Source organism: Fuchsiella alkaliacetigena (genome assembly GCF_023227765.1).
GTDB classification, from domain to species: domain Bacteria; phylum Bacillota; class Halanaerobiia; order Halobacteroidales; family Acetohalobiaceae; genus Fuchsiella; species Fuchsiella alkaliacetigena.
On the sequence record NZ_JALKBZ010000002.1, the window covers coordinates 119295 to 128572 of the forward strand.

The following is a 9278-nucleotide window of genomic DNA, read 5'->3' on the forward strand; positions in this document are numbered from 1 at the left end:
CTTAATTTACTGCAATTTAACTTCAATCGTAGCTCCCGCTTCTACTCTAACTCCTGGCTCAAAGCTCTGCTCCACAATTAAACCACTCTCGGCCGCTCCTGACTCTAGCTCTAATCCTAATTTACTAGCTAATTCTTCGGCTTCATCTAAAGTCATATCTACAAAATCAGGCATAAGTAAGGTATAACGACTCCTACTTACCCTAGAGTCTTCAGTAAATAAAATTACCGTTGTTCCCTCCCTTACCTTAGCTCCAGCATAAGGAAGCTGCTCCACAACTTCATCCCCAGTGCCTTCTATTTTAAAATTCAAGCCTAGCTCCCGCAATTTAAAATCAGCCTCTTCTAAAGAAAGCCCCTCTACATCTGGTATTTCTACTTCTTCAAAGTCTTCTGCTAACTGCGAACCCTTCTCACTAGGAGGTATCTCCAGATAACGAACTACATCCTTAGCTACTTTATTGAAAACAGGAGCAGCTACCTGAGAGCCATAATAAGGATAGCTAGTAACTCCTTTAAAAGCAGCTAAAATTACTAACTGCGGATCATCCAAAGGCATAATTCCTATAAAAGATGAATCATACTTATCAACTCCGTAGTGTTTAGCTGTACCAGTTTTACCTCCAACCCTATAACCAGGAATTTGTGCTTTTTCTCCTGAGCCTTCAGTAACTACTCCTTCCAACAAATCATGCATAGTTTGAGATGTTTCCTCAGAAACTACCTGTCTCACCTTTTGTGGTTCAAATTTTTCAATAATCTCTCCTTCATTATCTTTTATTTTATCTACTAATCTAGGCTGTAGCAATACCCCATTATTAGCCACTGCTGAAACAGCAGTAGTTAATTGAATAGGAGTTACAGATATTCCGTGACCAAAAGACATAGTAGCCAACTCTACTGGACCCACTTCCTCTTGAGCATAAAGCTGTCCTCTAGCCTCTCCAGGCAAATTAATCCTAGTAGCATCCCCAAAACCATAACCTTTAGTATATCTATAGAAGTCGTCTCTGCCAACTCTTTGCCCTACTTGCACAAAACCTGGATTGCAAGAATTAGCAACTACTTCCGCAAAGCTCTGGCCACCATGTCCTCCAGAACGCCAGCAGTTAATTTTTTCCCCTTCCACCTTAATATAACCTGGGCAAAAAAAGCTGTCACTAACATTAACCGCACCTTCTTCTAAACCAACTGAAGCAGTAATGATTTTAAATGTAGAGCCTGGTTCATAAGAATCAGAAACAGCAGCATTTCTCCAAGAACTAGGGGAATATTCAGCAAAATTATTAGGATCATAACTAGGTTGATTAGCCAAAGCTAATACGCTACCATCACGAGGATCCATCACCAATATAGTTCCCCCTTCAGCTTCATTAATCTGCAAAGCATTTTCTAGCTCTCTTTCAGCAATATACTGAACTACATGATCTATTGTTAAATGTATATCATTTCCATCATTAGCATCTAAATATCTTTCTACCCCTTCTGGAATTTCGTGTCCTGCCGCATCTTTTTCTACCATTATTCTACCAGGAGTTCCTCTAAGCATATCATCATAAGTCAGCTCCAAACCATTTAAACCTTGATTATCAACTCCAGTAAATCCTAAAATATGAGCAGCCAAGCTGCCTTTAGGATAAAAGCGCCGGCTTTCTTCAGTAAAACTAATACCAGTTAAATCTAGTTCTCTAACTCTTTCAGCTTTTTCCGAAGGAACTCTACGTGCTAAGTATACAGCATAAGCTCTTCTAGTAATTAGCTCATAAATCTCATCATACTCCACACTCAAAACTGAATCTAATTCAGCAGCTACTTGTTCAGGGTCTTCAATTTCTGGAGGCAAAGCTACTATAGTATCTGCACTACCACTAATAGCTAGCTCTTCCCCAGTACGATCATAAATGAAACCCCGCTGAGGCTCTACTTTTAACTTTCTTAAACGTTGCTCTAAAGCTAACTGTTGATAAAAATCACTTCTATAAATTTGAATCCAAGCTAATCTAAAAACTGTTATACACATAATAAAAACTACAATCAGGAAAAGATAAAATATCCTCTTCCTAATTTGTAGTTCAGATTGATTCATCAACATACCCCCTAAATAACATAATTACCGAGGGACTATATTTTATTTTATCAATAATTTACTCTTCTAAAGTCCCTGCTCTTAATTGAGTTAAACCTTTAAACCAAGTAGATATTCTTTTTCCTAAATATCTAAAATCAATAATACCTTCCGATGCTCCTTTTTCTTCTTTAGCAATTTTTTGAGTTGATGCTTTTTTATCATTCAAGCTTAAGTAATTAACCTGTTTAGGCTCTACCATTCCTAGCTCTTCTTTAGCAACCTTTTCTATTCTCTTTAGAGATTTAGAACTAGAAATTTCTAACTGCATAGTTCTCTTTTTTTCCTCTAAAACTTCAACTTCACGCTGTAATTTATTAATTTCAGTAGCAGTTTGATTTATCTTTACATATTTATTGATATAAAGAATCCCAAATACAACTATAATTCCAATTAATAAAGCATAAACAAACATATATAATACACTTTTTTTTCGGTTAAGCAAAGTTGACTTTTTAACCTGCTGGGCTGAGTTTTGATAATCTTTAGCAGTAGAAGTAACATGTTTATAATCTTTAATTTTATTCTCCCTATCTACTACTATCACTCTATTCACCTACCCCCTATTTTAGAACTTATATTAAATCTTTTCAGCCACCCTAAGCTTAGCACTTCTAGCCCTCCTATTTTTAGCTACTTCCTCTTCAGTGGCTACAATCGGCTTTTTGGTAATTATTTTTAGTTGTGGCTCTTGATCACAATTACAAATAGGAAAATCAGGTGGACAAATACATTTCCGAGCTAAATCTTTGAATTTATGTTTAACAATTCGATCTTCCAAAGAATGAAAGGTAATAATCGCTATTCTGCCTCCAACTTTAAGAGTAGGAACTATATTTTCAATTGTTTTCTCAATAACTTCTAGTTCATTATTAACTGCAATTCTTAAAGCTTGAAAAGTACGAGTAGCCGGATGAGGACCTTTACGTCTAGCTCCAGCTGGAATAGCTGCTTTAATTATATCTACTAATTCCGTAGTTAATTCTATAGGCTTTTTCTGACGATAATCAATAATAAATTCTGCAATTCTGCTGGCCCACCGTTCTTCACCATATTCACTGATCATCTTTTCTAGCTCCGACTGCGGTAAGTTATTCAAAAGATCTGCAGCTGTAGTCTCAGTTGCTTTTCCCATCCGCATATCTAAAGGCGCTTCCTGACGATAACTGAAACCTCGCTCAGCAGTATCTAGCTGATGAGAAGAAACCCCCAAATCAAATAAGTAGCCATCAACCTGTTCAACTCTTAATTCAGTTAATATTTGAAGTATATTTTTAAAATTATCATTGATCAACTTAACCTGTGGCTTTACCTCAGCTAACTTTTTTCGAGCAGCTTCTATAGCAGTAGAGTCACGATCAATTCCAATTAAAAAACCATTAGCCCCTATTTGCTTAGCAATTTCTAAAGCATGTCCTGCTCCACCTAAAGTAGCATCTACATAACATCCACCTTTTTTACAGCTCAAAGCCTTAATAGTCTCTACAAGCAACACCGGTATATGATTAAAATTCATTTTATCCCTCATTTTATAATATCTTTAATTTAATATTTTGAAAAAGATATAACAACCCAGTATAACTCAGTTTTGTTAGTTTTTTAACATAACTTAATTACAAAAAAATTATTACTATTTTCCTAAAAAAGTGTCTACTATAATTTCAATATTCTAGGCCAGTAGTAAAAATCCTTTAATTTTAGAATAATAATCTGTCTTCAAAATATCTATTTAAATAACTATTAAAAATCTTTCACTACTTTTATATTATTGCATATAATAAATAGTAAACAGGTTAACTATTTTTAAAGGGGAGGATCACTATAATGAAAGTTGATTTTTTCTTTGCCTGGTCAAAAAACGAAGAAGATAATCTAAAGTCTTGGGGCGGTGGTTTTAAGCTTCCGGCCTTTTTGAAAATATTTACTGCCTTTTTCAACAAAGAAGAATAGTTTGAAGTAATATATATCTTAACTAAAAATTCCAACTACTATTACTATTAATTATAAATTCTCCGGACAAACTATTATTTAAAAATTCATCTTTATTAATTATCAATTTAATATAATATATAAAAGGAGGGCTAAATTTAGCCCTCCTTTTATATATTGAAACTCTTAATCATCAGCTAATGCTTTTCTCACTCTATCTAAATTCACCTTTGCATTCTCGTAATTAGCATCAATCTCTAAAGCCCGCTGATAAGCTTCCTGTGCTTTAAGCAACTGCTCAGTATTTTCGTAAGCAATTCCTAAATTATTATATAAATAAGGAATATCCGGCTCTAATGATGCTCCTTGTTCTAAAAAAGGAATAGCCTTCCCATACTCACCTAAAGTAATATATGCATAACCTAAATTATTTAAAGAATAATAATTTTGATCATTTAATTCAATAGATTTTTGATAACTGTCTACTGCTTTTTCAAAACTACCTTGATTTAGATAAGCTCTTCCTAGTACATTATAAACAGCACTACTTTCTCGATTAACCTCAACTGCTTGTTCAGCCATTTCTACTGCTTTATCAACTTCATTGAGTCTCAAATAAACTCTACTTAAATTAATCATTACCCCATAATGTTGAGAATTCAATTGATAAGCTTTTTCTAATTGAGTCTTAGCAAAATCAAAATCATTTAAATAATAGTAACTTAAACCTAAAATATAATGTGGACTCATAGAATCAGGATTTTCAGCCACAGCTACTACTAATTCTGGAATGGCTGCTTCATAATCTCCAGCTCTAAAGTATTCCAAACCTAACTGATAGCTGCTTAATTCTTCAGTTTCAGCAGTTAATACTCCACTCAATATCAATAAAAATCCTAAAGTAAAAACCAACATTGAAATTATTTTTTTATTTCTTAACATATTAAAGCACCACCTGATTCTAAATTTTTATTTCTAACATTTATTATTCTATTTAAATTCAAAAACACCTGCAAAAAAAGGAAAACATATTAAAAAAATTGAAATCATTCAAAGTAAATCTTAGAAACTTTAAAAACCTGTTGTTTATTTAAATAAACAACAGGTTTTTTATCATTAATTTATGTTATATTTTTATGGGGTGAGTGATGGGATTTGAACCCACGGCCTCAGGAGCCACAATCCTGCGCTCTAACCAACTGAGCTACACCCACCATAGTGGTACGCCTGGGAGGATTCGAACCCCCGACGCATGGATTAGAAGTCCATTGCTCTATCCACCTGAGCTACAGGCGCCTAGAAATTAAAATGGAGCGGGAAACCGGACTCGAACCGGCGACACCCAGCTTGGAAGGCTGGTGCTCTAGCCAACTGAGCTATTCCCGCTTAAAATGGTGCGAAGGGCGGGAGTCGAACCCGCACGGGATAAACCCACTAGATCCTAAATCTAGCGTGTCTGCCAGTTCCACCACCTTCGCTTAAATGGTGGCAAGACCCGGATTCGAACCGGGGACACGAGGATTTTCAATCCACTGCTCTACCACCTGAGCTATCTCGCCACAACTATTTTTTATTTTTAAATGGTTGCGGGGACTGGATTCGAACCAGTGGCCTCCGGGTTATGAGCCCGACGAGCTACCATACTGCTCTACCCCGCGACAAAAATGGTGAGCCATGGAGGAGTCGAACCTCCGACACCCTGATTAAAAGTCAGGTGCTCTTCCAGCTGAGCTAATGGCCCACTTATTTAACAAATTAAACAATGGAGCTGACGACCGGACTTGAACCGGTGACCTGCTGATTACAAGTCAGCTGCTCTACCAACTGAGCTACGTCAGCATGATAATGGCGGGGATGACGGGATTTGAACCCGCGACCTCCGGCGTGACAGGCCGGTGTTGTAGACCAGCTCTACTACATCCCCACTAAATGGTGGGCGAAACAGGACTTGAACCTGTGACCCCCTGCTTGTAAGGCAGGTGCTCTCCCAACTGAGCTATTCGCCCATGTTTAGTTTTCAATTTTCTTCCTAATAATTAATTAAGTGGTACCCCCAAGGGGATTCGAACCCCTGCCGCCAGGATGAAAACCTGGTATCCTAGGCCTCTAGACGATGGGGGCCTATTAGTTTTCAGTCTTTAGCTTTTAGTCCTCAGTCTTCAGCTTGTTTAACTGACAACTGATAACTAATTGGCTGGGATGGCTGGATTCGAACCAGCGATACAGGAGTCAAAGTCCTGTGCCTTACCGCTTGGCGACATCCCAATCACCTATTATCTATAATATTAAATCCGGCAGTGACCTACTCTCTCACAGGGTCCCCCCTGCAATACCATCGGCGCTGGAGGACTTTACTTCTGTGGTCGAAATGGGTACAGGTGTTTCCCCTCCGCAATTACCACCGGAAATCTTATTCTTTTACTTATAACTTACTTACAACGCTTTATAGTATAACACCTTTGCTTGTGCTTGTCAAGACTTTTTCAAAAATATTTCAAGCTTTTATGATAGCTAATAACTAACTTCTACCTACCTTCAAAACTGCACAGTATAGCCTTATAAGATCAAGCCCTCGACCTATTAGTACCAGTCAGCTTAAGATATCACTACCCTTACACCTCTGGCCTATCTACCTGATAGTCTATCAGGGGTCTTACTAGATTACTCTATGGGAAACCTTATCTTGAGGATTGCTTCGCGCTTAGATGCTTTCAGCGCTTATCTTTCCCGTACTTAGCTACTCAGCTATGCTCCTGTCGGAACAACTGATCCACCAGTGGTACGTCCATCCCGGTCCTCTCGTACTAGGGACAGCTCCTCTCAAGTCTCCTCCGCCCACGACGGATAGGGACCGAACTGTCTCACGACGTTCTGAACCCAGCTCGCGTACCGCTTTAATTGGCGAACAGCCAAACCCTTGGAACCTGCTTCAGCTCCAGGATGCGACGAGCCGACATCGAGGTGCCAAACCTCCCCGTCGATGTGAACTCTTGGGGGAGATAAGCCTGTTATCCCCGGGGTAACTTTTATCCGTTGAGCGACGGCAATCCCATTCTCTACCGTCGGATCACTAAGCCCTACTTTCGTATCTGCTCGAGCTGTATCTCTTGCAGTTAAGCTCCCTTCTGCCTTTACACTCTACGTACGATTTCCAACCGTACTGAGGGAACCTTTGGGCGACTCCGTTACTGTTTAGGAGTCGACCGCCCCAGTCAAACTGCCTGCCTGAAACTGTCCCACTACCGGGTTACGGTAGTTGGTTAGAATTCCGGCACAATAAGAGTGGTATCCCACTTCTGGCTCCACTGAAACTGGCGCTCCAGTATCTAAGCCTCCCACTTATCCTGTACGTATTGTACCAAAACTCAATATCAGGCTACAGTAAAGCTCCACGGGGTCTTTCCGTCCTGTCGCGGGTAGTCTGCATCTTCACAGACACTACAATTTCGCCGAGACCCTTGTTGAGACAGCATCCAAGTCGTTACGCCATTCGTGCAGGTCGGAACTTACCCGACAAGGAATTTCGCTACCTTAGGACCGTTATAGTTACGGCCGCCGTTTACTGGGGCTTAAGTTCCAAGCTTCGCTACCTAAGAGTTGACCTCTTAAGTAACTAACTCTTCCCCTTGACCTTCCAGCACCGGGCAGGCGTCAGCCCCTATACTTCGACTTACGTCTTAGCAGAGACCTGTGTTTTTGATAAACAGTCGCTTGGATCTGTTTGTTGCAACTTAGTTCGGCTTGGATAGTTAATATCCTTACCTACTTTAAGCACCCCTTCTCCCGAAGTTACGGGGTCATTTTGCCGAGTTCCTTAACAAGGGTTCTCTCGCGCGCCTTAGAATCTTCTTCTCGTCTACCTGTGTCGGTTTGCGGTACGGACACCTTAAATCTCACTAGAAGCTTTTCTTGGCAGTGGAGGATTAGTCAGTTCGCTTCCGTAGAAGCTCCTCATCACATCTTAGGATTAACGTTAAGCCGGATTTACCTAGCTTAACTCCCTACCTGCTTGAACATAGTATTACTTCACTATGATGACCTACCTTCCTGCGTCACTCCTTCATTCAAATGATTTAAGGTGGCATCGGAATCTTAACCGATTTCCCATCACCTACGCCTTTCGGCCTCGGCTTAGGTCCGGCTTACCCTGAGCGGACGAGCCTTCCTCAGGAAACCTTAGACTTACGGCGAATAGGATTCTCACCTATTTTATCGCTACTCATACCGGCATTATCTCTTCTATTCAGTCCACTGCTCCTTCCGGTGCAGCTTCTGTCCAAATAGAATGCTCCTCTACCATTGGTTTAATCCAATCCGCAGTTTCGGTGGTAAGCTTTAGCCCCGGACATTTTCGGCGCGAAGTCACTCGACCAGTGAGCTATTACGCACTCTTTAAATGAATGGCGGCTTCTAGGCCAACATCCTGGTTGTCTAGGCAACTTCACTTCCTTTTCCACTTAGCTTACACTTGGGGACCTTAACTGGCGGTCTGGGCTCTTTCCCTCTCGACTATGAAGCTTATCCCCCATAGTCTGACTCCTAAGATACACATAATGGCCTTCGGAGTTTGACTGGATTCGGTAACTTTGTTAAGCCCCTAGTCCAATCAGTGCTCTACAACCAATATGCATTCACTTAAGGCTAGCCCTAAAGCTATTTCGAGGAGAACCAGCTATTGCCGAGTTCGATTGGCCTTTCACCCCTATCCACAACTCATCACATGGCTTTTCAGCGCCAATGTGTGTGGACCTCCACACGCTTTCACCCGTGTTTCATCCTGGTCATGGATAGATCACTCGGTTTCGGGTCTACGCATTGCGACTGGCGCCCTCTTCAGACTCGCTTTCGCTGTGGCTTCACCTCTTGCGGCTTAACCTAACGCCACAATACGTAACTCGCCGGTTCGTTATACAAAAAGCACGCCATCAGACTTTTCAATAGTCCTCTGACTGCTTGTAAGCACACGGTTTCAAACTCTTTTTCACTCCCCTCCCGGGGTTCTTTTCACCTTTCCCTCACGGTACTGTTCCACTATCGGTTGCCAGGTAGTATTTAGCCTTAGGAGATGGTTCTCCTATTTTCCTACGAGATTCCTCTTTTCTCATAGTACTCTGGATGTTATCGAGCTGTTTGCTTTTTTAGCTTACAGGACTTTTACCTTCTATGGTCTTGCTTTCCAGCAACTTCAGCTAAAAGCTCACTTCCACTCTCTACCTCTACAGCGG

Annotated in this window: 5 protein-coding genes, 12 tRNA genes and 2 rRNA genes; 1 reads left to right on the forward strand and 18 read right to left on the reverse strand. The window is 40.3% G+C overall.

The features are described 5' to 3' along the window. Positions 1–6: 6 nt before the first annotated feature. Genes MWH30_RS01205 through rsmH form a run of 3 tightly spaced genes read right to left on the reverse strand, consistent with a single transcriptional unit; the run spans position 7 to position 3640 of the window. Complete coding sequence (locus tag MWH30_RS01205) at positions 7–2085, reverse strand: penicillin-binding transpeptidase domain-containing protein (RefSeq protein WP_248662225.1); 2079 nt, start codon at positions 2083–2085, stop codon at positions 7–9. 58 nt (positions 2086–2143) lie between these two features. Then, positions 2144–2671: a cell division protein FtsL gene (ftsL, locus tag MWH30_RS01210; RefSeq protein WP_248662226.1), complete on the reverse strand. Its 528-nt coding sequence runs from the start codon at positions 2669–2671 to the stop codon at positions 2144–2146. Positions 2672–2704: 33 nt separating this feature from the next. Then, positions 2705–3640, reverse strand: coding sequence for a 16S rRNA (cytosine(1402)-N(4))-methyltransferase RsmH (gene rsmH / locus MWH30_RS01215; protein WP_248662227.1), 936 nt, complete (start codon positions 3638–3640; stop codon positions 2705–2707). Between the two features lie 308 nt (positions 3641–3948). Between rsmH and MWH30_RS13750 the strand changes: the two genes are divergently transcribed. Then, positions 3949–4074: a hypothetical protein gene (locus tag MWH30_RS13750; RefSeq protein ID WP_282706110.1), complete on the forward strand. Its 126-nt coding sequence runs from the start codon at positions 3949–3951 to the stop codon at positions 4072–4074. Positions 4075–4239: 165 nt separating this feature from the next. Here MWH30_RS13750 and MWH30_RS01220 read toward each other — a convergent pair whose 3' ends face one another. From MWH30_RS01220 to MWH30_RS01290, 15 genes are all read right to left on the reverse strand, one after another. Beyond that, positions 4240–4995 (reverse strand): tetratricopeptide repeat protein, encoded by a 756-nt coding sequence (locus tag MWH30_RS01220; RefSeq protein WP_248662228.1) that lies wholly within the window; start codon positions 4993–4995, stop codon positions 4240–4242. Between the two features lie 195 nt (positions 4996–5190). Continuing rightward, positions 5191–5267, reverse strand: a tRNA-His gene (locus MWH30_RS01225). Positions 5268–5272: 5 nt separating this feature from the next. Beyond that, positions 5273–5349 (reverse strand) — tRNA-Arg (locus MWH30_RS01230). Positions 5350–5362: 13 nt separating this feature from the next. Beyond that, positions 5363–5439, reverse strand: a tRNA-Gly gene (locus MWH30_RS01235). A 6-nt stretch (positions 5440–5445) separates the two neighbouring features. Beyond that, a tRNA-Leu gene (locus tag MWH30_RS01240) sits at positions 5446–5531 on the reverse strand. 5 nt (positions 5532–5536) lie between these two features. Next, positions 5537–5612, reverse strand: a tRNA-Phe gene (locus tag MWH30_RS01245). A gap of 22 nt (positions 5613–5634) precedes the next feature. Beyond that, positions 5635–5711, reverse strand: a tRNA-Met gene (locus tag MWH30_RS01250). Between the two features lie 7 nt (positions 5712–5718). Continuing rightward, a tRNA-Lys gene (locus MWH30_RS01255) sits at positions 5719–5794 on the reverse strand. A gap of 22 nt (positions 5795–5816) precedes the next feature. Further along, positions 5817–5892 (reverse strand) — tRNA-Thr (locus MWH30_RS01260). 7 nt (positions 5893–5899) lie between these two features. Next, positions 5900–5977: transfer RNA gene (locus MWH30_RS01265), tRNA-Asp, on the reverse strand. 6 nt (positions 5978–5983) lie between these two features. Beyond that, positions 5984–6059 (reverse strand) — tRNA-Val (locus MWH30_RS01270). A 39-nt stretch (positions 6060–6098) separates the two neighbouring features. After that, positions 6099–6174, reverse strand: a tRNA-Glu gene (locus MWH30_RS01275). A 70-nt stretch (positions 6175–6244) separates the two neighbouring features. Continuing rightward, positions 6245–6318, reverse strand: a tRNA-Gln gene (locus tag MWH30_RS01280). A gap of 24 nt (positions 6319–6342) precedes the next feature. Further along, a 5S ribosomal RNA gene (rrf, locus tag MWH30_RS01285) occupies positions 6343–6459 on the reverse strand. Positions 6460–6613: 154 nt separating this feature from the next. After that, a 23S ribosomal RNA gene (locus MWH30_RS01290) occupies positions 6614–9278 on the reverse strand; the annotation flags it as partial.

Coding starts and splice junctions, on each gene's coding strand:
- MWH30_RS13750 (WP_282706110.1), top strand. CDS start 3,949: ATGAAAGTTGATTTTTTCTTTGCCTGGTCAAAAAACGAAGAAGATAAT.
- MWH30_RS01205 (WP_248662225.1), bottom strand. CDS start 2,085: ATGAATCAATCTGAACTACAAATTAGGAAGAGGATATTTTATCTTTTC.
- rsmH (WP_248662227.1), bottom strand. CDS start 3,640: ATGAATTTTAATCATATACCGGTGTTGCTTGTAGAGACTATTAAGGCT.
- MWH30_RS01220 (WP_248662228.1), bottom strand. CDS start 4,995: ATGTTAAGAAATAAAAAAATAATTTCAATGTTGGTTTTTACTTTAGGA.